Origin of the sequence: Arthrobacter sp. TWP1-1, assembly GCF_049897845.1 — a bacterium.
In the GTDB taxonomy this organism is placed as follows: Bacteria; Actinomycetota; Actinomycetes; order Actinomycetales; family Micrococcaceae; genus Specibacter.
Genome location: NZ_JAFCXC010000012.1, coordinates 1 through 25,985, shown reverse-complemented (window position 1 = coordinate 25,985; position 25,985 = coordinate 1). Strand labels below are relative to the sequence as shown.

General features: G+C 62.3%; 23 protein-coding genes. 14 read left to right on the top strand and 9 right to left on the bottom strand.

All coding sequences use genetic code 11. The features are described 5' to 3' along the window. Positions 1-66: 66 nt before the first annotated feature. Genes ACP7B9_RS16515 through ACP7B9_RS16505 form a run of 3 tightly spaced genes read left to right on the top strand, consistent with a single transcriptional unit; the run spans position 67 to position 1,848 of the window. Positions 67-663, top strand: a complete 597-nt coding sequence (locus tag ACP7B9_RS16515) for a GNAT family N-acetyltransferase (protein ID WP_425865061.1) — start codon at positions 67-69, stop codon at positions 661-663. Continuing rightward, positions 650-1,360, top strand: a complete 711-nt coding sequence (locus ACP7B9_RS16510; RefSeq protein ID WP_425865060.1) for a GntR family transcriptional regulator — start codon at positions 650-652, stop codon at positions 1,358-1,360. Before ACP7B9_RS16515 ends, ACP7B9_RS16510 begins: the two co-directional genes overlap by 14 nt. Continuing rightward, the gene (locus ACP7B9_RS16505) at positions 1,357-1,848 is read left to right on the top strand and encodes an acyl-CoA thioesterase (RefSeq protein WP_425865059.1); all 492 of its coding nucleotides are present in this window, start codon (positions 1,357-1,359) and stop codon (positions 1,846-1,848) included. The genes ACP7B9_RS16510 and ACP7B9_RS16505 overlap by 4 nt, the downstream gene beginning before the upstream one ends. Here ACP7B9_RS16505 and rraA read toward each other — a convergent pair. Beyond that, complete coding sequence (rraA, locus tag ACP7B9_RS16500) at positions 1,838-2,311, bottom strand: ribonuclease E activity regulator RraA (protein WP_425865058.1); 474 nt, start codon at positions 2,309-2,311, stop codon at positions 1,838-1,840. The genes ACP7B9_RS16505 and rraA overlap by 11 nt on opposite strands. A 134-nt stretch (positions 2,312-2,445) precedes the next feature. On the opposite strand from rraA, the gene ACP7B9_RS16495 reads away from it, so the two are divergent. Together ACP7B9_RS16495 and ACP7B9_RS16490 are read left to right on the top strand one after the other, a co-directional pair. Next, on the top strand, positions 2,446-5,316 hold the full coding sequence (locus ACP7B9_RS16495) for an FAD-binding and (Fe-S)-binding domain-containing protein (RefSeq protein ID WP_425865057.1): 2,871 nt from the start codon (positions 2,446-2,448) through the stop codon (positions 5,314-5,316). A 121-nt stretch (positions 5,317-5,437) separates the two neighbouring features. After that, positions 5,438-5,863 carry a universal stress protein gene (locus ACP7B9_RS16490; protein ID WP_425865056.1) on the top strand — a complete coding sequence of 142 codons (426 nt, stop codon included), beginning with the start codon at positions 5,438-5,440 and terminating at the stop codon, positions 5,861-5,863. A 97-nt stretch (positions 5,864-5,960) separates the two neighbouring features. On the opposite strand, the gene ACP7B9_RS16485 is transcribed toward ACP7B9_RS16490, so the two are convergent. Then, a complete protein-coding gene (locus ACP7B9_RS16485) occupies positions 5,961-7,898 on the bottom strand; it encodes an acyl-CoA dehydrogenase family protein (protein WP_425865055.1) in 1,938 nt (645 codons plus the stop codon). Between the two features lie 141 nt (positions 7,899-8,039). Continuing rightward, positions 8,040-11,180, bottom strand: a complete 3,141-nt coding sequence (locus tag ACP7B9_RS16480) for an alpha-mannosidase (protein WP_425865054.1) — start codon at positions 11,178-11,180, stop codon at positions 8,040-8,042. Positions 11,181-11,301: 121 nt separating this feature from the next. Between ACP7B9_RS16480 and ACP7B9_RS16475 the strand changes: the two genes are divergently transcribed. Further along, on the top strand, positions 11,302-12,438 hold the full coding sequence (locus ACP7B9_RS16475; RefSeq protein WP_425865053.1) for a serine hydrolase domain-containing protein: 1,137 nt from the start codon (positions 11,302-11,304) through the stop codon (positions 12,436-12,438). Positions 12,439-12,553: 115 nt separating this feature from the next. Here ACP7B9_RS16475 and ACP7B9_RS16470 read toward each other — a convergent pair whose 3' ends face one another. The 5 genes from ACP7B9_RS16470 to ACP7B9_RS16450 are packed head-to-tail and all read right to left on the bottom strand — an operon-like array spanning position 12,554 to position 17,545. Beyond that, entirely contained in the window at positions 12,554-13,990 is a 1,437-nt protein-coding gene (locus tag ACP7B9_RS16470; RefSeq protein ID WP_425865052.1) for a dihydrolipoyl dehydrogenase family protein, read from the bottom strand. Between the two features lie 10 nt (positions 13,991-14,000). Beyond that, positions 14,001-14,948, bottom strand: coding sequence for a glycine betaine ABC transporter substrate-binding protein (locus ACP7B9_RS16465; RefSeq protein ID WP_425865051.1), 948 nt, complete (start codon positions 14,946-14,948; stop codon positions 14,001-14,003). A gap of 28 nt (positions 14,949-14,976) precedes the next feature. Continuing rightward, a complete protein-coding gene (locus ACP7B9_RS16460) occupies positions 14,977-15,753 on the bottom strand; it encodes an ABC transporter permease (protein WP_425865050.1) in 777 nt (258 codons plus the stop codon). Continuing rightward, on the bottom strand, positions 15,750-16,427 hold the full coding sequence (locus tag ACP7B9_RS16455) for an ABC transporter permease (protein WP_425865049.1): 678 nt from the start codon (positions 16,425-16,427) through the stop codon (positions 15,750-15,752). Before ACP7B9_RS16455 ends, ACP7B9_RS16460 begins: the two co-directional genes overlap by 4 nt. Then, positions 16,427-17,545 (bottom strand): ABC transporter ATP-binding protein, encoded by a 1,119-nt coding sequence (locus ACP7B9_RS16450; RefSeq protein ID WP_425865120.1) that lies wholly within the window; start codon positions 17,543-17,545, stop codon positions 16,427-16,429. Before ACP7B9_RS16450 ends, ACP7B9_RS16455 begins: the two co-directional genes overlap by 1 nt. A 206-nt stretch (positions 17,546-17,751) precedes the next feature. On the opposite strand from ACP7B9_RS16450, the gene ACP7B9_RS16445 reads away from it, so the two are divergent. Then, positions 17,752-18,765 (top strand): glutathione S-transferase family protein, encoded by a 1,014-nt coding sequence (locus ACP7B9_RS16445; RefSeq protein ID WP_425865048.1) that lies wholly within the window; start codon positions 17,752-17,754, stop codon positions 18,763-18,765. Between the two features lie 57 nt (positions 18,766-18,822). Here ACP7B9_RS16445 and ACP7B9_RS16440 read toward each other — a convergent pair whose 3' ends face one another. After that, the gene (locus ACP7B9_RS16440) at positions 18,823-19,458 is read right to left on the bottom strand and encodes an NADPH-dependent F420 reductase (protein ID WP_425865047.1); all 636 of its coding nucleotides are present in this window, start codon (positions 19,456-19,458) and stop codon (positions 18,823-18,825) included. Between the two features lie 139 nt (positions 19,459-19,597). On the opposite strand from ACP7B9_RS16440, the gene ACP7B9_RS16435 reads away from it, so the two are divergent. The 7 genes from ACP7B9_RS16435 to ACP7B9_RS16405 all read left to right on the top strand — a co-directional run bounded on the left by ACP7B9_RS16435 (position 19,598) and on the right by ACP7B9_RS16405 (position 25,823). Then, complete coding sequence (locus ACP7B9_RS16435) at positions 19,598-20,089, top strand: MarR family winged helix-turn-helix transcriptional regulator (RefSeq protein WP_425865046.1); 492 nt, start codon at positions 19,598-19,600, stop codon at positions 20,087-20,089. A gap of 150 nt (positions 20,090-20,239) precedes the next feature. Beyond that, positions 20,240-21,295 (top strand): ABC transporter substrate-binding protein, encoded by a 1,056-nt coding sequence (locus ACP7B9_RS16430; RefSeq protein WP_425865045.1) that lies wholly within the window; start codon positions 20,240-20,242, stop codon positions 21,293-21,295. A 9-nt stretch (positions 21,296-21,304) separates the two neighbouring features. Continuing rightward, positions 21,305-22,348 (top strand): FecCD family ABC transporter permease, encoded by a 1,044-nt coding sequence (locus ACP7B9_RS16425; RefSeq protein WP_425865044.1) that lies wholly within the window; start codon positions 21,305-21,307, stop codon positions 22,346-22,348. Then, positions 22,345-23,406 (top strand): FecCD family ABC transporter permease, encoded by a 1,062-nt coding sequence (locus tag ACP7B9_RS16420; RefSeq protein ID WP_425865043.1) that lies wholly within the window; start codon positions 22,345-22,347, stop codon positions 23,404-23,406. Before ACP7B9_RS16425 ends, ACP7B9_RS16420 begins: the two co-directional genes overlap by 4 nt. A 1-nt stretch (position 23,407) precedes the next feature. Beyond that, positions 23,408-24,298 (top strand): ABC transporter ATP-binding protein, encoded by an 891-nt coding sequence (locus tag ACP7B9_RS16415; RefSeq protein WP_425865042.1) that lies wholly within the window; start codon positions 23,408-23,410, stop codon positions 24,296-24,298. Then, the gene (locus ACP7B9_RS16410; protein ID WP_425865041.1) at positions 24,295-25,284 is read left to right on the top strand and encodes a siderophore-interacting protein; all 990 of its coding nucleotides are present in this window, start codon (positions 24,295-24,297) and stop codon (positions 25,282-25,284) included. Before ACP7B9_RS16415 ends, ACP7B9_RS16410 begins: the two co-directional genes overlap by 4 nt. Positions 25,285-25,409: 125 nt before the next feature. Continuing rightward, positions 25,410-25,823: a VOC family protein gene (locus tag ACP7B9_RS16405; protein WP_425865040.1), complete on the top strand. Its 414-nt coding sequence runs from the start codon at positions 25,410-25,412 to the stop codon at positions 25,821-25,823. Positions 25,824-25,985 lie beyond the last annotated feature (162 nt).

Sequence of the window (25,985 nt, the reverse complement as noted above, 5' to 3'; positions counted from 1 at the left end):
CGCGAACTTTCCTCAAGGTCGTGCCGCGAATCCGGCCGTACCGAGATTGCGCACTAGGATCTGAACATGCCTTCCGACGTTGTAAAGATCCCGCTCCCGGCGCAGCCGGACTACCCTTTTATGGCCGACGGCGTGAGGCTGCGCCCAGTTGCCTTGGCGGACGTACCCGCCGTGAACGCATACAGATCGTTGGCTGATGTTGCGCGCTATCTGCCGCACCCGCCGCACACCGTGGCCGATACCGAACTGACGCTGTCCTCCATGGCAGCCCAGCGGGAACTTTCGGCTCCGGGGCAGTGGTTGGATCTGGCTGTTGAGTATGGGCAGTCCCACCAGGCAGTAGGCGAGGTCCTCTTGAAATGGGACGCGGCCAATTGGCGGCGTGGGGAGATTGGATTCGTTTTCAGCCCCGACGTTCAGGGAAAGGGGATCGCCTTTGCCGCGTGCAAGGCCGCCCTCGACATTGCCTTTAACCATTTCGGGTGGCACCGGGTCGAAGGCATCTGCGACGCCCGGAACGAAAAATCAGCGGCCTTGATGGCCCGACTTGGCATGCGCCTGGAGGCAACCTTCGTTGAAGCCGACTGGTGCAAGGGCGAATGGATTACCCTGCATCACTACGCCATCCTGAACCGTGAATGGCCGGCCCATGGGGCCTCTTGACGCCAAGCACGCCCACACTGGAAGCGCTGTGGCGGAAAAATTGCGGATGGCCATTCTTGGCGGGGAGCTGCCTCCCGGGGCCAAGCTTTCCGAGGCGTCGTTGGGTGCCGAGCTGGGTGTTTCGCGGAACACGCTGCGAGAGGCATTTACGCTGTTGAACGCGGAACGCATCATCACCCGCATTCCCAACCGTGGTGTTTTCGTAGCGAGGCCATCGAGCGCCGATGTGCGGGAAATGTACCGGATTCGGCGGGTGCTGGAGCCTGCCGCCCTGCTTCAGCCACGGTATCAAATTCAGTCACTGCCCCAAGTTCAGTCACTGCCTCAAGGTGGCGAAATTCAGGAGAAAGCGCTCGCTGCGGCAGTGCAGCTAGGGCTTGCCTCCGAGGAGAATCATGACGTTGCGGGAATGGCCGCCGCCAACCAGCAGTTCCACGCACTCGTCGTCGGGCTGGCTCAGAGCGTTCGCCTTGATACCGTGATGGCGCACGTCCAAGCGGAGATGCGGCTGGTGTTCCATGCCCTGGCTGGCGAGCCGGCGTTCCACGCGCCGTTCGCCACCGCCAATGCGCACATATTTACCCTGTGGCGTGACGGGCAGGCTGTCGAGGCGGCGGCAGAGCTCACGGAATACCTCGATTCAGCACAGGCTCAAGTGTTGTCAGCGATGCCATCAGAAAGCGACGATTTGTCATGAACCTTCAGCAATCAATGAACGACGACGGCACGCCACTTGCGCTGCACGTCCCCATGCGCTGGGGCGACATGGACGCCTACGGGCATATCAACAATGTGGAGGTGCTGCGGATTCTTGAGGAGGCCAGGGTTCACGCTTTTGGGCCCCCCGCAGGGACTGGTCTGCCTGGCGTGGATGTTGCGCGACCCATCTTTTCCGAGCTGGATGCTGATGTGCAGGCCCTGGTGGTTGAGCACCGGGTGCGATACCTTTCCCCGCTGAACTACCGCAACATTCCGGCTGTTATTCAGGTGTGGATCAGTGCCGTGAAGGGCGCCAGCTTCACGGTGGCCTATGCCATCTTTGATCCGGTGACGGAGACCAAGTGTGTCATCGCCGAAACCGTCCTTGCGTTCTTCCATGAACCCAGCGGAACTCTGGTGCGCTTGACGGCAGAGAAGAAAGTGCAGCTGGCAAAGTTGCAGGGCCCCGCCAACTTCAAAGCGTAGCGGCCACCAGAATTCCGTCAGGATCGGCATAAACCACGTCGCCAGGATTAATGGTGACCTCGCCAAGCTGGACCGGCACATCGACGCTTCCGGCGCCTTCCTTGGCGCTCTTGGCCGGGTTGGTGCCAAGCGCCTTGACCCCGAGGTGGAGCGTTCCGAGGGCCACGCTGTCGCGGACTGCACCGTTGATGATCACCCCGGCCCAGCCGTTCTGCACAGCGGATGCGCCAATCATGTCGCCCATGAGTGCGGTCTGTAATGAGCCGCCGCCGTCGATAATCAGGACGGCACCTTCCCCTGGCGTGGCCAACAAGGCCTTCGCCAGCGCGTTGTCATGGCGGCACTGGACGGTTCGCACGGGCCCGCTAAAAGAAGAAGCGCCGCCAAAGTCCCGAAATTGCAAGGACACGGAGGCCAGCTCGGGCCCGCGTTCGTCGTAAAGGTCTGCGGTGGAGATGGACATGAAACTCCTAGCGTAGGTGCATTGTGTGGCCAGCATAACGGGCCAATTCACTTCAGGGATAGCATGAAGGGCGAACACCCAGCCGCCAGGCGGCACGGTGAACGCAAGCTAGTGGACCATCATGAGGGGCAAAGATGTCAGCGCGTACAGGGGACAATATTCGCAATGCGACGCTGGCAGGGGCCCTGCTGCGCGACGTCACCGCCGCCATGGGCGAGCCGGAACAAACAAAAACCGGAGCCCTTGACCGCCACGCCAACGCCCATGACGCCTCCCATTTCCTCCTGATCCCGCGGGCCGTGGCTGTCCCCGAAAGTGCCGCGGAAGTAGCGAATTTGATGCAGGTCAGCGCCGCGCGCGGTCTACCGCTGACCCTGCGCTCCGGTGGCACCAGCCTGAGCGGGCAAGCGGTCAGCGGGGGACTGCTGGTGGATGTGCGCAAAAACTTCAAGAACATTGAAGTGCTCGACGGCGGCGCCCGGGTTCGCGTGCAGCCCGGCGTGACGGTGCGGGACCTGAATGCGCGGCTGGTGCGGTACGGGCGCAAATTTGGCCCCGACCCGGCCAGTGAGGCCGCCTGCACCATTGGCGGTGTGGTGGCCAACAACTCCTCCGGCATGGCATGCGGCACCACCGACAACGCCTACCGGACCTTGGAATCACTCACTCTTGTCTTGGCCAGCGGCACCGTCATCGACACAGGAGCCGCGGACGCCTCGGCCCGTCTGCGATCCCTGGAACCCGAGCTTTTCCGCGGCCTGGGGGAACTGGCCGAGAGGGTACGCAGCAATCCACAGTCCCGCACCATCATTGAGCACCAGTTCGCCATGAAAAACACCATGGGCTACGGGTTGAATTCGCTGCTGGACTTTGCCGACCCCGTGGATATCCTCGCGCACCTGGTGGTGGGCAGCGAAGGCACCCTTGGCTTCGTGGCCGAGGCAGTTTTCAGGACCGTATCGCGGTTGGCACACGCAACCTCCGGACTTCTGGTCTTTCGGGATCTGGAGGCCGCCAACGCCGCACTTCCGGCGCTCGTGGACAGCGGCGCCGCCACAGTCGAGCTCATGGATTCACTCTCGCTCAAGGTGGGACAAGGCCTGAGCCAGGTACCCGGCGTCGTGCGTGATCTTAATGTCGATGCGCACGCAGCACTGTTGGTGGAGTATCAGGGCGGAACCACCGACGAACTCGCCGTGCTCAACGCCAAGGCCGTGGCGCTGGCCCGGACGCTGGGGCTCGAGGGCGACGCCGATTTTAGTTCCGACCCCACCATTCGCGCCGAGTTGTGGCATCTGCGCAAGGGACTGTACACCTCGGTGGCCGGTGCCCGTCCGCAGGGAACCACCGCGCTGTTGGAGGACGTGGTGGTTCCGGTGCCCGTGCTGGGCAGGACCTGCGTAGCGCTGGGGGAACTATTTAATAAGTACAGTTATGCTAATTCAGTCATTTTTGGGCACGCCAAGGACGGCAATATCCACTTCATGCTGACGGACAAATTCGCCAGCAAGGATGAGCTGGACCGCTACGAGGCGTTCACGGAAGACATGGTGGATGTGGTGCTGGGTGAGGGCGGTTCCCTCAAGGCTGAGCACGGCACGGGCCGCGTCATGGCGCCGTTTGTACGCCGCCAGTACGGCAATGAACTCTACGACGTCATGCGCAGCATCAAGGCGTTGTTTGATCCCGCCGGCATGTTGAACCCCGGCGTTCTTCTCGATGATGATCCTGTAGCACATCTGCGCCATATTAAGGCTGCGCCGCCGCCCGTGGACCCGGAGGTGGATCGGTGTGTCTCCTGCGGCTACTGCGAACCGGTGTGCCCCAGCAAGAACCTGACGCTGACCCCGCGCCAACGCATTGTCACGCTGCGCGACATGGCCGCGGCTCGCCGCGAGGGAGACACGGAACTCGCCGATGCCTTGGCCGCGGACTACGACTATTCAGCCGTAGATACCTGCGCGGTTGACGGCATGTGCCAGACCGCGTGCCCCGTGGACATCAACACCGGCACCATGGTCAAGCGGCTGCGCGCCGAAGCTGCCGGGCCCATCGAAAACGGCGTGTGGGGCACGGCTGCCAAACACTGGGGTGCCGTCACCCAAGGGGCCGGGCTGGCACTCGGCGTGGCCGCGAAGGTACCAGCCGCCGTCGTACTTCCCGTCAATAGGCTGGGGCGGAAGCTCCTGGGTGAGGACACGCTGCCGCTGTATTCGCCCGAATTGCCAGCCGGAGGTGCGGCACGACGCCGGCCAGCCCCCGCCGGGGCAGCGACAGCCGTGTATTTTCCGGCCTGTGTGAATGTGATGTTCGGGCCTGCCGAAGCGGGTTCGGCCGGTGTGCAGGCTAGTTTTGAGCAGTTGTGTGCCACGGCCGGGGTGCAGTTGGTGGTTCCGGAGGGCATCGACAGCACGTGTTGTGGAACGCCGTGGTCGTCCAAGGGGATGAGCGTCGGGCTGGCGCAGATGCATGCGCGAACGCTTTCGGTGTTGCGGGAAGCCACCAGGGATGGCGAGCTGGAGGTCATTTGCGATGCCTCCAGTTGCACGGAGGGACTGCTGCACACCATTGAAAGTGAGGTGCCGGCGCCAGGCCAGAGGCCGTTGCGGGTCGTGGACGCTGTGGAGTTCACAGCTGAACGCCTGCTGCCATTGTTGGGTGGGGGATGGAAGAAGTTGGATTCACTGGCCCTGCACCCCACGTGTTCCTCTGTGCGAATGGGGCTGAACTCTTCGTTGACGAAGGTGGCTGCTGCGGTGGCGGAATCGGTTCAGGTGCCGGACAACTGGGGCTGCTGCGGCTTTGCCGGTGACCGTGGGATGTTGCATCCGGAGCTGACGGAATCGGCCACGTCGGCACAGGCTGCCGATGTTGTGGCGATGGGCGCCACGGCACACGCATCCTGCAACAGGACCTGCGAACTGGGCATGAGCCGGGCAACGGGCGAGAAATACCGGCATGTGCTGGAGATCCTTGCCGACGCCATGAAAACCGCCTCGGCGTAACAGCAGCGTAAGTTCGCGCACGTTTAGGCCTAAATGGGACCATTTGTGGCTAAAGTAGGGGACAAGCGTGGCATTGATGCTCAGAGCATTGATGTTTTGGATCGAATATAAGGATGAACAAATGGCTGAAATCATCATTGTCGGCGTCGACGGCAACTCAACGTCCATGAAGGCTGCCCGCGTTGCCGCGGAGCTGGCGAAGGCAACGGGCAGCACGCTGCGCGTAGTCACCGCATTTGGCGAGGACAAGACCGAGAAGGTTGCCATTGGCAATGACGAGTGGTTCCTGTCCACCGCCGACGAAGCTGAGCGTGTCGCTCAGCGCGTTGCCGAAGAGTTGAAGATCAGCGGCGTCAAGACCGAATACTCCTCAGCACTGGGCAAGCCTGCCGACGTCCTGCTTGAAGAGGCCACCAAGCTTGATGCCAAGCTGATCGTTGTTGGAAACGTCCGCATGCAGGGCCTGGCCCGCGTACTGGGATCCGTTGCTAACGCTGTCTCACACAACGCTCCGTGCGACGTCTACATCGTCAAGACCGACGGCTAATATTTTTTCGCTTTCACAAAACCCCCGCAGCGCTTCATGCTGTGGGGGTTTTGTGTATCCGGAATCCTGTCGGCAGGGGCCCACAGGGTCCGCCCGCTCAGCGGTACGTACGATGCTGGTTTTCGTGTGTCGAGGCGCCGGGCGTGGCATCGGCAATCCACGGGCCCGTACCTTCTGACGGGTCAAGGACCCCTTCCTCGAGCCACGTGAAATTCCCTGCCAGTAGTTCCTCGGTCAGGGACTTATCGGAATCATCGGTGTTGTGCCAGAGCTCACCGAACAATGTCTCAACGCGAAGCCTTGACTGCGAGGCAAAGGCGTCTGCCAGCTTCAGGGCGGACCGGCCCTGGTTGGGATCCTTGAGCCGCAGCATTTCGGCTCTGGAGCAACAGGCGGAAATGGCGAAAAGCTCGGCGCCAATATCAACGATTCGGCCCAAGAACGCTTGCTTGTATTCAAGGTTTCCTTGCCACCTGCCCATGGCATAAAACGTCTGCCGGGCCAGTTTCCGTGACTCACGTTCCACGAAGCGCAGGTGCTTGCCCAGTGGCCCAAATTCGTTATAGGAGCGTGGGTCCATGCCCTTGCCCACTACAAGCTGCGGCAGCCATTTGACATAGAAACTGCTCGCGTCCATGGCGGCCTTGCCCTTTTCTGCAAGTGTTGCCGTGGTGGAGGCCAGATCGCCGGCCGCGGCCAGATGCGCATCGACGGCCTCGCGGGCAATGAGCAGGTGCATGATCTCGGTGGAGCCTTCAAAAATCCGGTTGATGCGCAAGTCCCTCAAGAGCTGTTCGGCCGGAACTGCCCGTTCGCCACGGGCGGCAAGTGATGCGGCAGTCTCGTAGCCACGGCCGCCGCGGATCTGAACCAGTTCGTCGGCGCACTTGTAAGAGAACTCGGAGGACCACAATTTGGCCAGCGCCGCCTCAATGCGCACGTCCTTCATGCCGGCATCGGCCAAGGCTGCCGAAAGTTCAAACACGGCTTCCAGTGCGAAGGTTGTGGCAGCCATGAATGCCAACTTCTTACCAACGGCCTCATGCTCGCCCACGGGCCGGCCCCACTGACTTCTGGTAGCCGACCATTCGCGGGCAATCTTCAAAGACCACTTGGCCGCACCGGCCGCCATGGCCGGGATGGACAGGCGCCCCGTGTTCAATGTTGTCAATGCGATCTTTAGCCCTTGACCCTCGCGGCCCAGGCGGTTCTCGGCCGGGACGCGCACCTGGTGGAAGCGGGTTACACCGTTCTCAATGCCACGCAAGCCCATGAAGTGATTGCGGTTTTCCACGGTGATCCCTGCCGAATCGGCCTCCACCACGAAGGCCGTGATGCCACCCGTTTTACGGCCAGCCGCATCCAGCCCACGAGAAGGAACCATGGCCATGACAACCACCAGCTCCGCGATCACGCCGTTGGTTGTCCACAGCTTTACACCGTCCAAAACGTACTCGGAGCCGTCTTCGGAGGGGACGGCCTGGCAACCCATCCGGGCGGGGTCCGAGCCCACGTCGGCTTCCGTTAATAGGAATGCGGTGACAGCCCCGGCGGCACACCGGGGAAGGTACTTTTGTTTTTGCTCGGCCGTGCCAAATACTTTTACCGGCTCCGGCACACCGATGGACTGATGTGCCGAAACAAGGGCACCAAAGGCCGGGTGGACGCTGCCAAGGATGGCCAAGGCCCTGCCGTAGTAGCTCAGATTCAAACCCAGACCGCCGTAGTCAATAGGGATCTTCATGCCAAACACGCCGAGTTGCGCCAACCCGGCCAAATACTCATCGGGAATTCTCGCGTCCCGTTCCACCCGTGAGCCATCCAGGGTCCTGGCGTAAGCCTCAACCTTTTCCAGGAAGGCTTCGCCCCGGGTGACGTCCTCGGGCGAGGACTGCGGGTGGGGATGGATGAGACCTAAGTCAAAGTCGCCCAGATATAAACCTTTAGCGAAGCTGGGACGCTCCCACGTAGATTCCCGGGCCGCCTCCGCCACGTTCCTCGCGTCTTCGGCGGTGACTTGTTTGCCGTCAGGCATGCCGTCCTCATCTCCGCCGGCGGCGCAGACACCGCCGGCTTGCAGATCCGGTGATTAGCTCGATAGCTGCGAGCCTACTACTCGGTACAGACGGCGGCTAGGGGGTGGGTGCGTTGCTTTCTCCTGAACGAGGATCACATTTCATTGGTGATCAGAGCCTGGATTCGCCTTCCGCTGCAGTCGGAGTGTCAGAATCTGGAACGGGCGCAGCGCAAGTCGGATCGCGCGGTTGCCCGATGCCTCGGCGGCACCCACGGTGAGGGACCCGGCGTCGTACGGCTGCTCCAAAAGGTTGTTTTCCGCGATGGAGGCCACCGGGAAGGAAGCATTCAGGGTGAGCTGCGCCCTGGCGCCGAGGGGCTCATACAGGCGGACAATGACGTCGCCGCTGCCGTCGTCGGCTAACTTGACGGCCTCAATCAGGGCAGCCTGCGAGTCCGTGCTGACAAGGGGATCGATGGCGGCGCCATTGGCCGGGACACCTCGCCACGGCAGGTTCAGCGCATAGCCGGCGGCCACGGCATCCTGCACATCGGCACCCACCACCAAACCGTACGTGAAGGAATGGTGGCCCTGATCTGTCTCGGGGTCCGGGAAGCGTGGCCCACGCAGCAATGAGAGTCGAATCGTGGTGAAACTTGAACCATTGGCGCCCGGGTGCCGGGAAACATCGTGCCCGTAGGTGGAGTCATTGACCACCGCCGCACCAAACCCGGGTTCGCCCACATGGACCCAGCGGTGTGCGCACACCTCAAAGCGGGCGTTGTCCCAGGACGTGTTTTCATGCGTGGCCCGTTGGATGTGCCCGTACTGCGTCTCGAAGCGGGCATGATCGGCGTGCACATCGAGCGGGAACGCAGCCTTGAGCAGCGTCTCCTGCTCATGCCAATCCACGTCGTTGTAGACGGTGATGACCTTCGAGTCCGGGGAAATCCGCACCCGCTGGGTGATGTGCGACTTCCGGAAATTCCGCTTGATGGTGATCTCAGGCTGGTCTCCCAGCATCGTGACCTCCATCGAGTCCAGCTCGCGTAGGTCGGTCACCGTGTTTTTGTAAAACTCGTCAATGTCCCACGCGTCCCACATATTGGGGAAATCCGCGTGCAGCTGCAGCAGGTTGGCGCCCTGCCCTTCAGGGACGAGCTCGCGGTGCGCGGCCACGTCCAGGATGGAGCTGATGACGCCGTCCGCGCCGAAGCGGACGGTGATGAGCCCGTTATGGACGACGACGTCAGCGCCGTCGTGCTCCACCGTCACCTTCGTGCTGTGTGGCGCCGCGACACCTGCACTGAGCGGGGCGATGCCGAGGCGCGGGTAGGGGGAGGCGTTGAACAGAGTAGTGTTCGCGAAATCCTGCTCCGAGCCAGGGTCGAGCGGCTCGACATAGGGCGCCAGCGCGAGCAGCGCCGGGCTGATGATCTCCTCGAGATCTGCGGCAATCCGAGCGTAGCTGTCGGCCGCCTCGCGGTGAACCCAGGCGATAGAGGAGCCGGGCAGGATGTCGTGGAATTGGTTCAGGAGAACGAGTTTCCAGATCCTGTCGAGCTCCTCATACGGGTAGTCCAGCAGTCCGCGCACGGCGGCCGTGGCACTCCAAAGCTCCGCCTCGCGGAGAAGGTGCTCGCTGCGACGGTTGCCCTGCTTGGTCAGGGCCTGCGATGTATAGGTACCGCGGTGCAGTTCAAGGTACAGCTCGCCCTTCCATACCGGGGCGTTGGGATATTCGGCCTGTGCGGCGGTGAAGAACTCCGCCGGGCTCTGGATCGTGACCTGTGCAGAACCTTCCAGATTCTTGGTGCGCTTGGCACGGGCCAGCATCTCGCGCGTTGGCCCGCCGCCGCCGTCACCCCAGCCAAAGGGGACGAGCGAGTTCTTGGCGGCACCCTTGTCCCGAAAGTTGCTGACGGCGTGGGCCAATTCCTGCCCGGACAGCTGTGAGTTGTACGTGTCCGCGGGCGGGAAGTGGGTGAACACTCGGGTGCCGTCAATGCCCTCCCAGTTGAAGGTGTGGTGCGGGAACTTGTTCACGGTGTTCCACGAGATCTTCTGGGTCAGGAACCACTTGGCGCCCGCCTGCTTCACGATCTGCGGCAGCGCAGCCGAGTAGCCAAAGGAGTCCGGCAGCCACACCTCTTGGCATTCCAAACCAAAGTTTTCACGGAAGAACCGTTGGCCGTACGCGAACTGTCGGGCCATGGCCTCCGAGCCCACCATGTTGGTATCCGACTCCACCCACATGCCCCCCACGGGGATGAACCGGCCCTCCGCCACGGCGGCCTTAACCTTGGCGAAAACCTCCGGGCGGTGCTCCTTCAACCATTCATACTGCTGGGCGGAGGACATGGCGAACTGGAATTCGGGGTTCTCGGCCAACAGATTGATCACATTGGAGGCGGTACGGGCCACCTTACGAACCGTCTCGCGCACGGGCCACAGCCACGCCGAATCAATATGGGCGTGGCCAATGGCCGTAATTTGGTGCGCGCTGGCGTTGGCCGGTTGCGCCAGAACTTCGGTGAGGTGGGCGCGTGCCGCGGCAGCCGTGCCGCAGATGTCGGTGAGTGAAACGGCGTCGAGCGCGCGTTCCAGCGCATACAGAATGTCCCAGCGACGCGGGTTGCCAAGATCCAGCTCATTCTGGAGCTGGTCGAGGACCTCAAGATCTTGAACGAGCTCCCAGACCTCGGTGTTGAAAATACTGATGTCGGCGCGGGCCATGGTGTAGCGCGGTGCACTTCCGGCGGTGAATTTTTCGCCCAGCTGCGTTGGAATGAATGGGTTGTCAGTGAAGACAAACGGGTTCGCGGCGGCCTCAACATAGAGGTCGATGGTTTCCCCGCCCTGGGCGATACCGTCGGGGGCAAGACTGTCCACGGGAACCCAGGTATTGAGCGGATTCAGCGCCTTGATAGTGGTTCCATCGGGACGGTAGATGAGGCCCTCTGCCTGAAATCCCGGCCAGGACTGGCTAAAACCCAGATCCACCACGAGTTCCACCTTGCGGCCACGCGCCTCCTTGGGAACCGTGCCCGTTACGTGAATCCAGCTAGTGCCCCACGCCGGACCCCACGGATCGCCCACTGAAAAGGGCACATAGCGAGCATCGTCGGAAGGTTTGGAGGTGGGCAAGGCCACGGCAGGTGAGACGGGCTCGCCCTGTCCGCCGTCCACATGCCACGCCGTCAGCTCCAAGGGAGCCACAGGCGTGTGGATCGCCGGGATGATCCGTTCCACCAAGACTCGTTTGAGCCGGTTTTGGATCAGGCCGTGTTTGTCATGCATGTGCAAAAACCTTCCAGAACGGGGGCGGAGGGGCGCAATTGTCAGTCTAGTGTGAGCTGCGTGCCAGAGCCGGGAGGTCCGGCAATTCCTGCGTTCGGCAGGAATTCCCTAGAGTGGGTTCATGACGACCTCACAGCAGCCGGCCGCCGGCGCATCTAAGGGCAGTGCCACCGAAGAGTTCGCCGCCGTCCGGGAACTCTTCGATTCAATGCTCGACGCCGACCCCCGCTACAGCGCGCAACTGGCCGTTTACCGTGATGGGACCAAGGTAGTGGACCTGGTGGGCGGGCCGGACTCAGCCGCAGATTCGCTGACAGGCGTGTTTTCCTGTTCCAAGGGTGTCGCCGCGCTCGCCTTCAGCTTGCTGGTGCAGGACGGACTGATAGATCTCGATGCCGCGGTGGCCGCGTACTGGCCCGAGTTTGCGCAAAACGGCAAGGCTGCCGTGAGCGTTCGCCAGTTGCTCTCGCACCAAGCCGGGTTGGTGGGTGTGCAGGGCGGCTTTGCCATGGAGGATTACAACGATCTGCCAGCAGTGGCTGCCCGGCTGGCTGCACTGGCACCGATGTGGCGCCCGGGAAGCGGAACATTTGGCTACCACGCGCTCACCATGGGCGTTTTTCTCGAGGAACTTTGCCGGCGTGTGACGGGTCTACGTTTGCAGGATGTTTATGAAAGCCGCATTCGTGCGCCGTACTCGGCCGACATGTTTTTGGGCCTGCCCGAATCCCAGGAGTCGCGCTTCCGTCCCGTGCTCTTTGATGATGCGCCAGCACCCTCCTTCTTGGATCCCTGGTCGATCGCTGGGGTGTCAGGCAATGTGCAGGCTGGTAATTTGCTGGAGCTGCCAAACATTCGCAGCGTCCGCGAAGCCGGTAGTTGCAGCGGTGCCGGGGTTGGCTCGGCCGATGGGCTTGCCCGCGTGTATGCCGGCGCCATCACGGGCATCGATGGCCGGCCGCCGTACCTGACGCCGGAAACTATTGGGCTCATGAGCCAGGAGCAGGTCTGGGGCCTGGATCGGGTCTTCTGCGAGATGAGTTCCTTTGCGGTGACATTCATGAAGGCGAACCCGCGTATGGACTTTGGCAGCGCGCAGGCTTTCGGGCACGACGGCGCCAATGCGGCATTGGGTTTCGCGGATCCGCTGTACGGGGTTGGCTTTGGCTACGTTCCAGCCTGGAACGAAGAAGGTGGCACTGCCAGCCGCAGCATGCAGCTCAGCGCAGCAGTTCGCCGGGCCATTCTGGCTTTCTAGAGCCGCCACCGTGGATCCGGGAGTGGCTACGATGGGAGAGCCCTCGGATCGACAGGGGCGGCTGGCGCAGGCTGCTGCTGGGAAGCTGACAGCCGCTACCTTTATAAGGCGGGTGCTATTTCAGCTTGGCAAGAGCCTCGGGAATGGAGCGGTGGAACGTGGGGTACGCGTAGATCATCGTCGTCAACGTTGACACAGGAATGCGTGCGTGGACTGCCAAAGCCAGGGCGGACAGGACTTCTCCGCCAGCCGGGCCTGCCGATGTAGCTCCTACCAAAACGCCGGTTTTAGTGTCCTCAATGATCTTGATGAAGCCTTGGTTATCGGATTTATGGATCCAGCCCCGCGTGGATGCATCCACTTCCGTGTATCCGACCCTGATGCTCAGCCCTGCGTCCCGGGCCTGCTTTTCCGTAAGCCCGACGGCGCCGATCTCCGGATCGGTGAAGGTCACGTTGGGTACGGCGTGGGATTCGGTGGCGCCCCTGTCAGGCTGCTTCATATGCCGGGCGAGAATGTGGCCAGCCACAATGTTGCCTTGATACATGGACATGTGGGTGAACGCGCCGGCGCCTGCGGCGTCGCCAATTAGGTACACGCCGTCGGAAAGCTGCATTTGCGAGTCAACGGCCGGGGCAACCTTGCCGTCCCACTTAATGCCTGCCGCCACCAAATTCAAGGGAGCCAGCGCCGGTGTGCGGCCAGTGGCCACGAGGAACTTTTCGGCTGAAAGCTGGGAAACGGCGACGCCACCGGTTCTGGTCCCAGTCCCAGCGGCGGGCCCGGACAGCTTCACGCGGAACCTGTCCCGCGAATGCATGACACCCGTGACGTCTCTGGTGCGCATAATCTTGATGCCCTCGCTACGGAAAACCCGAGCCAGCAGCTCGCCGGCTTCGGGTTCCTCACGCGTTAACAGCGAGGATCCACGCAACACCATGGTCACCTTGGTGCCGAATCGGGTGAACGCCTGGGCCAGCTCAACGGCAATGGGGCCGCCGCCCAAAACGGCCAGCGATTTCGGTGCCGACTCGGCCTTGACCGCTTCCCTGTTGGTCCAAAATGGCGTCCCGGCCAGCCCCGGGATATCTGGAACAGTCGGGTTGGTGCCAGGGTTGAGCACCACCGCCAGGCGGGCACGGAAGGTGAGCTCACCGCCGTCGGACGTTGAAACGGTGACCTCGCGCGGGCCGGTGAGCCGTCCTGTGCCCCGCACCAGGTGCCCTCCCTTGTCGGTGAAGCGCTTGGCGGCGACGGAATCGTCCCAGTTATCCGTAGCCTCGGAACGGATACGCCCTGCCACGATGGAGAAGTCAGGCGTGAGCTGCACGGCGCCGGCGAGTCCTGGAACCCGCAGCGCCTCGGCCACCACATTGCCGGCACGGATCATCATTTTGGACGGGACGCAGCCGTAGTAGGGGCATTCGCCACCCACCAGCCGGGACTCCACCCCCACAACGCTCAGGCCGGCGGCGGCCAGTTCCCCGGCCACCGCCTCGCCGCCGGGACCCATTCCGAGTACTACAACATCGACTGCTTCCGCGGCGGCCATGGAAAACTCCCTATTTGGTGATGCCCTTGTCCTTGAGCCACGCGGTTGCGGCAGCCTTGGGATCCATCTTTTGCTCGCCTTCAACCTGGGTGCGCAAGGCGATCAGGTCCTCCGTCGTGAGCTGCTTGGAGACGTTGTTGAGTGCAGTTGTCCCGGCAGCGCTGAGCTTGTCTGTCTTGATGACCGGCACCACCTGCTGCGCGCCGATCAGGCCCTTGGGATCCTCCAGAACCACCAACTTGTTCGCGGTGATTTCCGGAGACGTGGTGAAGATGTCGGCGATCTGGACCTCGCCGTTGAGCAGGGCCTTGAGGTTTAGGGCCTCACTGCTGGCGCTGAAGGGCACAAAGCTCTTGGGTACGCAGTTGTAGAGGCTTTTCAGCCCGGGCAGGCCGTACGGGCGGGTCGAAAATTCCGACGGCGCAGCTAGCGTCAGCTCGCCACAGACAGGGGCCAGGTCCGCAATGGACTTCAAGTTGTACTTGGCCGCCGTCTCCGGGGTGACCACAATGGCGTCCTTGTCTTCGGCGGATGCGGCATCCAGGGCACTCAGCCCAGTCGGCATTTTGGCCGGGAGGGCGGCCAAGATGCCAGGCCCGTCAACCACCGTGTTGCTGGCGTCAAGGTAGCCCAACAGATTGCCGGTGTATTCGGGCACCACATCGATGGAACTATCCTCGAGTGCTTTCATATACACCTCACGGGCGCCAATGTTCAGCTTCGTGCTGGCGTTCAGGCCTGCCGCATTCAGGGCGCCGGCGTAAATTTCGGCCAGGATGGCATTCTCAGGGAAGTTGGCCGAGCCGACCACTACGGCGTCACCGCTTGCGGCTGCACCATCGGAGTTGGCCGCACCCAGCGGGTTGCCGCCGCCGCACGCAGTGACGGCAAGGGCCACCGAAAGCCCGGCAGCCGCACCGAGGAAGGCTCGGCGGGAAGACCAAAAAATCTTGCTCATGGTTAATCTCCTGTAGTTCGGGGAATCGCTATGAAATCGATGGGAGAGCTGGGGTGCCCTGCTCTGGGGCTTTTCTGAGTGTCTGCAGCCCCGGCGAGACCACAACGCGCTGCAGCAAGGCCAGCAACCCGTCAATCGCGATGGCCAGGACGGCAATGACCACGGCGCCGCCTAGTACCTGACCGTAATCCTGCACCGCCAGACCGTCAATGATGTACCGCCCCAGCCCGCCAAGGCTAATAAAGGCTACAACGGCCACAGTTGAGAGTACTTGCAGCACGGCCGATCGCAATCCGCCCAGCATGACGGCCAGCCCGTTGGGGACCTCCACGCCAAAAAGGATTTGCCGCTCGGTCATGCCCATGCTGCGCGCCGCGTCCACAATCTCGCGGTCCACCGCCGCGACTCCGGCGTACGTACCCGTCAAAATGGGCGGCACTGCCAGTAATACCAAAGACCAGATGGCCGGCATCAGTGAAAGCGATGAGGAAGCAAGCAGCGCAAACAAGGTCATGATGCCCAATGTTGGCAGGGCCCGCAACATGCCTGCCAGGGAAACTACGACGGCGCGTCCCCGGCCCGTGTGCCCCACGTACAGCCCGATCGGGACGGCGATAGCGACGGAGATCAGCAGGGTCAGTCCGGCGTAACCGAGATGTTCCACGATCCGTACGGGCATTCCCAAGGGACCTTGCCAGTTCAGTGGGTCGGTCAACCATTGCCAGCCTTGACTAAAGGGGGCCGTGGTTGTGTAGGTGGTGGCTGGCCGAGCGGCTAGCGGCAGGGCTGCGGCGAGGAAGCTCATGCGGACACCGCCGCAGTGCGCGGCACTGCCGGTGCCGGTTTGTTAGTACGCAGCCATGGCGTTAGCAACCTCTGCAACACCACCAGCACCACATCCATGAGTAGCGCCAGCACCAGGGTGCCCACAATACCAACAACAATCTCGGTGGGGAAGTTGCGCTGCAGACCGTCCGTGAAGAGGAAGCCAAGGCTGGGAATGCCCAGCAAGGAACCGACCGTCACAAGGGAGATATTGCTGACCGAGATGACGCGCAACCCGGCAAAGAGTACCGGGATGGACAGCGGAAGATCCACGCCCAGGAATCGCTGCAGGGGACGGTATCCCATGGCCGTGGCGGATTGCCGGAGGGTGTCATCCACCGAGTTCAGCGCGTCAAGGGTGGACCTGACCAGCAGTGCCACGGCGTAGATCGTCAAGGCCACGATGATGTTGGTGAAATCCAGAATCTTGGTTCCGAGAATGGACGGCAAAATCACGAACAAGGCCAGCGAGGGGACCGTGTACAGCAGAGAACCCGCAGAAAGAATGAAGCCACTGGCCACCTTGTTGATGCGCGCCAGTTGCGCCAAGGGTACGGCGATGATGACACCCAACACCAGTGGCACCACGGCCTGAATCAAGTGATAGCCGGTCAGCTCGAGTACCTGGGGCAGGTTGGCCAGAAACCACTGCATCAGTTGCGGCCTTCCCGCGTGGACTCGATGGCCGCAAGTACCTCGGAAGCCTTGACCACACCTATGACCTGGCCGTCGGCATCCACGGCGACGCCCAGCCCCGACGGGGAGGACAACGCGGCATCCAATGCGTTGCGCAGCGGATCGCCGGTTCGGAACAGGGAGCCGCCGGGGATCAACGTGCCCGTTTTTGTCTCTGATTGAGCGTCAGGGACAAACCAACCCAGCGGTCGATTATTGACGTCTACCGCCAGCGTCCAGCGCGGGGTGCCGGAATCGTGGGAGGTGGGGGCAGCAACGTCGTCGTCCGTCAGGGGAAGGCCATCCCACAGGACGGCCTGGGCGGGGTGAATCGGCACGGACTCGCCGGAACTGAAGGACAGCCGCCGGAAGCCACGGTCGCGGCCCACGAAATTGGCCACAAAGTCATCAACAGGGGCGCGGAGAATTTCCTCCGGCGGAGCGTACTGAGCCACGCGCCCGCCTACGGCAAAAACGGCAACCCGGTCACCGAGGATGGTGGCTTCGTCGATGTCGTGCGTGACGAAAATGATGGTTTTGGCCAGCTCACGCTGAAGGCGAATCAACTCTTGTTGGAGCTCGGCCCGGACCACGGGATCCACAGCGGAGAAAGGTTCGTCCATGAGCAGGACCGGCGGATCCGCCGCCAGAGCGCGGGCAACACCCACACGCTGCTGCTGCCCGCCGGAAAGCTGGTTTGGATAGCGATTGGCCATGGATTCTGGCAAGCCCACGGTCTTCAACAACTCCATGGACCGCTTGCGGGCCTGCGCCCGCGGCACCTTGTTCAGCCGCAGCACAGTTGAAATGTTCTCGATCACGGTCCGGTGCGGCAGCAGCCCGGCCTGTTGCATGACGTAGCCCATGGAGCGGCGCAGCTCATGGGCGGGGATGGTGCTGACGTCGCGGCCATCAATGGTGATGGTGCCGGAAGTGGGTTCCACCATGCGGTTAATCATGCGCAGTGACGTGGTTTTTCCGCAGCCCGATGGGCCTACGAACACGGTGATCTTGCCACTTTCAATGCTGAGATTGAGGTTGTCAACAGCCGGATGCCCCGTTTGGTAGACCTTGCTGACGCCCCGGAATTCAACCATGGCGCCGCCGTCCCGCTCGGCGGAATCCTGAGCGAACGTACTGCCGGGCTGGGCTGTGACGGCGGAGTCTTGGGCCGACATGGGTTGGTCCTCACTGTGGCTGGCGTTCTTGTGGATCGTTCAGCTGCTGCCTTCTGATCATAGACAGGCTGAATTTGCTGCGTACAGCGCAATACAGGGTGAGTCGGGTGTCCTAGGCTGACTTCATGCACAAAAACGCCGCAGGAGAGACCGACTTTAGCACCAAGGGCAGCTACGTGACAGGTGACGAATATACACGGGACACTAACTACATCGAAACCCGGATCACCCGTGATGCTGCCGATGGTTACCCCGTGGAAGCTGGCCGGTACCGCCTCGTCGTAGCCCGGGCCTGCCCCTGGGCGCACCGCTCCACGATTGTCCGGCGCCTTTTGGGACTCGAAGAGGCCATCTCCATTGGCGTGTGCGGCCCCACGCATGACGCGCGCTCCTGGACCTTCGACCTCGATGAAGGCGGGGTTGATCCCGTATTGGGAATTGAACGCTTGCAGGACGCGTACTTCAAGCGAACGCCCAATTACCCACGCGGCATCACCGTTCCGGCCATGGTGAATGTGGCCAGTGGCGCCGTGGTGACGAACAATTTCCCGCAAATCACCCTTGACTTCTCCACCGAGTGGACCGAATTTCATCGCGAGGGAGCGCCGGACCTCTACCCCGAGGCGCTGCGCGAGGAAATGGCGATCGTGAACAAGCGTGTATTCACAGAGGTAAACAACGGCGTTTATCGATGCGGTTTTGCTGGCAGCCAGGAATCCTATGAAGCGGCCTATGACAGGTTGTTCATTGCTCTCGACTGGTTGGAGGAGCGGCTGGCCACGCAGCGCTTCCTCATGGGGGACACCATCACCGAGGCCGATGTTCGGCTCTTCACCACGCTGGTCCGCTTCGACGCCGTTTACCACGGTCACTTCAAGTGCAACCGCAACAAGCTCATCGAGATGCCCGTCTTGTGGGCCTATGCGCGCGACCTCTTCCAGACCCCCGGCTTTGGCGACACCGTGAACTTTGGGCAGATCAAGAAGCATTATTACGTGGTGCATGAGGACCTGAACCCCACCCAAATCATCCCGAAGGGCCCGGACACGGCCGGATGGACGACGGCGCACGGCCGGGAGTCGCTCGGGGGCCGCCCCTTTGGAAACGGAACAGCCCCCACACGTCCAGTGGACGCATAGGGGCTGTAACGGAGGTGCACGCTGGGCCCGCTTCTCCACCCAGCACCATGCGGTGTGCTAGCCGACGATCTTCAGGCCCGTGTTCCAGTTGAAGGTCTCGAATGAGGGGTTGGCCTGCAGGGTCATGACCAGGAACTGGAAGCCCTCAAGTTCGCGTGAACGCTTCAGTGCGCCAACTACGATGGGGCGCATTCCGCCGTCGGCCACAAGGGAGACCACGGCGGCCGTTGCCTCTGCGTTGTCGCCAGCGATGAAGCCGTCCAGGATCTGGCCTTCCGTTTCGCCAGCCACCAAGGCCCCGGCGAACGTGGTGTTGAAGGCCTTGACGACATTTGCGGGGGTCAGTGCAGCAATTTCTTCGGCTGCGGAGGTGCCCGGAGCAACAACCAAGGAATCGAAGGTCTCGAAGTTCACGGGGTTCGTGATGTCTACGACCGTCTTGCCGGCGAGGGCGTCACCATAGGAGGAAACAATTTCCTTGGCTGCATCGAAGGGGACCGCCAGAACAACAATGTTGCCAGCAGGAGCCTGGCCCACGGTGCCGGAGGTAACGTTGGTGCCCAGCTCGGCGGCAACGGCGGTGGCCTTGTCTGCATCGCGGTTAAGAAGTTCAACGTTACGACCAGCGGCAAGGGCTCGTGTTGCAATGCCGCGTGCCATGTTTCCCGTACCGATGATGGTGATGGTGTTCATGATGGTCCTGCTTTCATTCGAGATGGCTGGAAGTCTTTTACTTGAAGCTACAACTAAAGCGTAAGGCCATTTAGTTGAAGTGTCAAGTAAAAGTTTTGGTGACCCTGCCAGTTGCCGGGAATCGTGAAAAGATGGCGCCATGACTGAGTTGGAACCGCGCTGGTTGAGCGCCGAGGAACGAGCCGCATGGTTGGCACTCTTATCAACCACCACCTTGCTGCCGGGGGCGCTGGAGTCCCCGCTCCAGCAGGCTGCCAAGTTGTCCCTGTTTGAGTACAACGTTCTGGCCATGCTTTCGGAGGAAACCGGGGCGACCTTGCCCATGAGTGAACTTGCTGCACGGACCAGTGCATCTCTCTCGAGGCTTTCGCATGTGGTGAAGAAGCTGCAGGGGCGCGGTTATGTGGAGCGATCCGTACATGTGGATGACGCCCGGGTCACGGTGGTGACCATTACCGGCGTCGGCCTTGACCTTATTCGCGAGCTCGCTCCTGCGCATGTGGAATCCGTCCGAACTATGGTCTTTGACCAGTTAGATGCCAAGGATGTGGCCGATCTGGCCCGCATTGGCACCAAGCTCATTCGCGGCCTGGATGAATCGCACTGGACGTTGCGCACGCCGGCGCCGTAATGGCGCCGTAGTCAAGTGTGAGATTGCCCATAGTCCCAGCAGCGCCTAATAGGGCAGCAAAATGTTTCCTAATGGATCTTAATGCCGTAGTGTAGCTAAGGCTTGCCTAAGCATGGCAAGCCTTAGTCTTGGTCACCGTTAGGAAATGCATTGGAATTTTCACGTCGTCAGTCTCTGAAGCTTGGCCTATTTGCCTCGGTCGCAGCATTGGGAATCGGCCTGGCAGGCTGCTCAACGGGTGCCGCGGGCGATTCCGACTCACAGGGCACGCAGGCATCGGCCGATACCTTCCCCGTCACCGTCAAGCACATTTACGGTGAAACCGTCGTCAAGGCTGCCCCGCAGCGCGTGGCCACGGTGTCTTGGGTCAATGACGACGTTGCCATTGCTCTGGGGGTCATCCCGGTCGGCATGCCCAAGAACGAATGGGGCGGCAACGAGCAGGGCTCCACGCCGTGGAAGGATGCTGCCCTGGAAAAGGCTGGCGCAGCCATCGGCAGTGACAAGGCTCCGGCCATGTACTCGGAGGCCGACGGCATCAATTTCACTGAGATCGCCAAGGCCACACCGGACATCATCCTTGCCGCCTACTCGGGCCTGACGCAGGAAGATTACGACAAGCTCAGCAAGATTGCCCCCGTCATCGCCTTCCCGAAGACCGCCTACGGCACGTCCTGGCAGGACTCCACCACCATGATCGGTGCGGCACTGGGCAAGTCCGCAGCGGCCAAGGAGCTCATCACGGCCACGGAGAAGACCATCGCGGAGCAGGCGGCAAAATACCCGCAGCTCGCCGGTAAGTCCTTCATCTACGGCAACTTGGAGCCCGGAGCCGCCGAAGCCGTCAGCGTCTTCACCTCCGGCGACAATCGGCCCAAATTCCTGAGCAGCATCGGCATGGTGCTGGCACCGGTTGTTGTCGAGGCGGAAAAGGGCGTCGATGCCTTCTACCTTCCTTGGTCTGCCGAGAAGGCGAATGAGCTGGATTCGCAGGTATTTGTCAGCTGGGTGGCCGACGAGAAGGCCAAGGAAGCGATTGTGAAGGATCCGCTGCTGGGCCAGATCCCCGCCGTCAAAAAGGGTGCCTTCGTGACAGATTCCGACAATACGCTCACGCTGTCCATCTCCGCATCCTCGCCGCTGAGCCTGCCGTGGACGCTGGACAAGTTCCTGCCGCTGCTCGGCGCCGCCGCGGACAAGGCCTAAGTAACAACAGTGACAAGCACACTAGCCGTCGCGAGGGAGAGCACGACGCCGAAAACGGCGTCGCGTTCTCCGCTCGCGTGGCTTGTGGTGCTGTTGGTAGCTCTGGTCCTGGTCATGTTGCTCTCCCTGGCTGTGGGTGCGCGCAGCATTCCGCTGCCGACTGTGCTGGACGCGCTCCTGAACTTTGACGCCACCAACGGCGATCACGCCGTGGTGGCCTCGCGCATGGTGCGCACCGTGGCGGGCCTGATTGTGGGTCTCTCACTTGGGTTGGCTGGAACCTCCATGCAGGGCGTGGCCCGGAATCCGCTGGCTGATCCGGGCATTCTTGGCATTAACGCAGGAGCCTCGCTGGCCGTGGTGGCCGGGATCTTCTTCTTTGGTGCGGCCAGCGTCTCCAACTACCTGTGGTTTGCCTTCGTCGGCAGTGCCGTGGCCACCATCGTCGTTTATTCCGTGGCGAGCCTAGGTCGCAGCGGGGCAACTCCCGTGAAGCTGGCCCTGGCCGGGGCCGCGATGGCCGCCGGCATGGGTTCGCTCATGAGCGCCATGCTCGTCACGAGCCAGGACTCGTTGGAGCTGTTCCGCCACTGGCAGGTGGGTGCGCTGGCCGGAAAATCGTGGGATTCGGTGCTGTCGGTGCTGCCCTTTGTGGTGGTTGGCGCCCTGATTTTGCTGTGCACAGGGCGGCTCCTGAACACCTTGGCGCTGGGCGATGACATGGCCCGTGGGCTGGGCCAGCGCCCCGGAGTGGGCCGTGCCATCTCAGCCCTCGGCATCGTGTTGCTGTGCGGCTCCGCCACCGCACTGGCCGGACCCATTGGCTTTATTGGCCTAGTGGTCCCGCACCTATTGCGCGGTTTGGTGGGCTCCGATTACCGCTGGCTGCTGCCGTTGTCGCTTATCGCCGCCCCGGCGGTTCTACTGTTGGCCGATGTGGTTGGGCGCGTGATTCTGCTCCCCGGCGAGGTTCCCGCCGGCATCTTGGCAGCCATGATGGGTGCCCCGGTCTTCATCGCCGTGGTGCGCCGAGGAAAGCGAGCCGAACTATGAGTGTTCTGGACAATGCCCTTCTGGATAAAGCCCTGCCGGTCACTGGTGCGTGGGTGCGCGAACAGCGGAAGGCTCCTCGCCGCCGTCGAACATTATTGACGGCGGGCTTGGGCCTGCTCGTATTTGCCCTGCTCGCCAGCAATATCCTGCTGGGCAGCTATACAGTCACGATCCCCGACTTCTTCGCCATCCTGGGCGGCAAAACCATCCCGGGCGCGAGCTTTGTCGTCATGGAAAACAAGCTGCCGCAGGCCCTCCTTGGCTTGCTGGCCGGCGCATCCTTCGGCATGGCCGGCACCATTTTTCAGTCCATGCTGCGCAATCCACTGGCCAGCCCGGACATCATCGGCATCAGCTACGGCGCGAGTGCCTCGGCCGTCGCCGCCATGGTGATTTTCGGGGTGCGCGGCGCGGGGGTCTCCGTGGCGGCAATTATTGGCGCACTCGTCGTGGCCCTGCTCATCACGATGCTGGCGCGCGGGCGCGGCGGCACCGGGTTGATCTTGATTGGCATCGGTGCGGCGGCGTTCATGCAGGCCGCCGTCACGTTCCTGCTGTCGCGGGCGAACATCAACAACGCCCAGGAAATCATGGTGTGGTTGACGGGATCGCTGAACTCGGCCAATTGGGAACGTGTCACCATCTTGGCCGTGGCACTGGTGGTTCTCCTGCCGTTTATTGCCGGGGGTTCGCGGGATCTGCGCGGGCTAGCCCTGGGCGATGACACGGCCGCCGGTCTCGGGTTCAACGTCCCGCGCGCCCGCCTCATACTGACCATTGTGGGCGTGCTGCTGGCCGCACTACCCACCGCTGCGGCCGGTCCCATCTCCTTCGTGGCGTTCCTGTCCGGCCCCATTGCCAAACGCCTCAACGGGGGAGTAGCCAGCCTGCCGCTGTCGGCCCTGGTCGGTGCCGCCATAGTTTTGGCGGGTAATTTCGCCGCCGTCAATGCCATCCCGGGAACCTCTCTTCCCGTCGGAGTCGTCACGGGAGCGCTGGGCGCACCTTTCCTGCTGTGGCTTCTCATCTCTTCTAACCGCGCCAATCAAGGAGGCTGAGATGTACCAACGAGCATCAAATCTCGCCGCAACACTGTCCGCCAGCGAGTTGTCCCTTGGCTACGGCGACCGCTCCATTATTGAGGGCCTTGACGTTGAACTTCCCGCGGGAAAGGTGACCATCATTGTGGGAGCCAACGCCTGCGGCAAGTCCACCTTGCTGCGCGGTCTGGCCAGGCTGCTCAAGCCGAGTTCCGGCGTCGTGCATCTAAATGGAACGGACATTCACAAGCTGCCCACCAGGGAATTGGCCCGCGAATTGGGCATCCTGCCGCAGACGCCCATGGCGCCCGATGGCATCAGTGTGGCGGATCTGGTGGGCCGCGGACGTAGCCCGCACCAAGGCTGGTTCCGGCAATGGACCCCGGCCGACGACGACGCCGTGGCCGCCGCGCTGAATGTCACCGGAACGTCCGAGCTGGCTGGGCGCAGCATCGACGAACTCTCTGGCGGGCAGCGTCAGCGCGTCTGGATCGCCATGGCGCTGGCGCAGGAAACCGATGTGCTGCTGTTGGATGAGCCCACCACCTACCTAGATCTGGCGCATCAGGTGGAGGTGCTGGATGTGGTGTCCGAGCTGAATGCCCGCCGCGGCATCACGGTGGCGATTGTTTTGCACGATCTCAATTTGGCTGCACGCTATGCCGATCACCTGATCGCCATGAAGTCCGGGTCAATTGTGGCCCAGGGTGCGCCCGGCGAGGTGCTGACGGCCGAGCTCGTGCAGCACGTGTTCGGGTTGGAATCGGTGGTGGTGCCGGATCCGGTGGTTGGCACGCCCATGGTGGTGCCCATTGGTCGGCGGGTGGCCTTGTTGGCCGATGCGGCCGCAAGCAAATTCTCAGATGGTGCGCCGGGGCTGGTCCCTGCGGCAGAAGGAGTTCAAGCATGAGTTCAGCAATCCTGGAAAGCGAAGTCGCTGCGGATGCCATGGCGGCCGACCCTATTAAGCCCATGCGGGCCTTTGATCTGCGGGTCAGTGCCGTGCAGCAACTGAGTGAGCACTTCCGCCGCATCACCTTTACCGGCTCCGACCTTGAGCTTTTCGGCTCGGGCGCCGACGGGCAGACCTTGGATCTGCGCGTCAAGGTGATGATTCCCGCGCCGGGCCATGCGCTGCCGGAATTGAGCAACATCCGCGGTTCCTTGCAGGACGATTGGTACCAAAGCTGGCTGGCCGTGGACGAATCGGTGCGCGGCGTGATGCGCACCTACACGGTCCGCGCCCTGCGCCCGGCCGTTCCTGCCGTAGGCGAGCGGGCGGCAGTTCTGGCTGAGTTGGACATTGATTTTGTGCTGCACCTGCACGGCGGGTCCGGTCCGGCGGCGGAGTGGGCGGCCTCGGCGGCGCCCGGGGACACTCTGCTGCTCGTTGGTCCGTGCGCGCGCTGGGGAGATTGCCTCGGCATTGAATTTGCCCCGGGGGAGTCAGAACGCGTGCTGCTGGTAGGGGATGAGACGGCAGTTCCTGCCATTGCCGCCATTCTGGAAACACTGCCGGCCCATGTCAGCGGCCACGCTGTCCTTGAGGTCCCAACGGAGGGCGACTTCCTGGAGATTTCCACGCCGGCAAACGTGGAGGTTCGCTGGTTGGCACGCGGGGCGAAGGAGCACGGTGTTGAGCTGTCCCGACAGGTCCGCGCACTGGTGGCGCCCGCTGCGTGTGCGGTCGGTGAGGAGCCTGAGGATGTGGACGTTGATGCCACGATTCTGTGGGAGACCCCGGTGGCTTCCACCGGTCATGGCCTCTATGCCTGGATCGCTGGAGAGGCCGCAACCATTCGCGATCTGCGCCGCTATCTGGTGCGGGACGTCGGCATGGACAGGAACGCGGTGGCCTTCATGGGTTACTGGCGCAAAGGTCAGGCGCTTTCCTAGAAATGCCTGCCAGATCCGTCTGAAAGAATCGGCTGCCGGGAACTGCTGACAGGAGCTGCCGATCGGGGCATAATTTCAGTCATCACCTTTGTGAACCCCGCCGAATACCATTCAGGAGCAGCGCCATGGCCGTACGTCTCAACCCCTATTTGAACTTCCAGAACTCCGCCCGCGACGCCATGGAGTTTTACCAGGGCGTCTTCGGCGGAACGCTCGAGCTGAGCACCTTTGGGGACTTCCAGGCCACCGAGGACCCGGCCGAGAAGGACCAGATCATGCACGGCATGCTGACGGGCGAGAATGACATTGTGCTCATGGGTGCCGACGTCCCCTCGCACGTCGAGTTCTCACCGAATTCCAGTGTTTCGCTGTCCGGTGATGATGAAGCCGTGCTGCGCGGTTGGTGGGACAAGCTGGCCGACGGCGCAACGGTCGCCGAGCAGCTGACCAAGGCTCCGTGGGGTGACACCTTTGGCATGTTGACCGACAAATTCGGTGTGCCGTGGCTCGTCAACATCGCAGGAGCGCCCCAGGCGTAGTTTTCTGACCCGTGCCGAGAGTACATTAGGTGCCGATGTTCGAGCGGCAAAGTCAAGTGGTCGTAGCAACGCGGGGGTTATGCTGCTGTTTGCAGCAGCTGGTTGAGTCGGTTGGCAGGCGTCTCAAGGTTGAGGGTCGGGCGGGGCCGGCGGTTGAGTTTC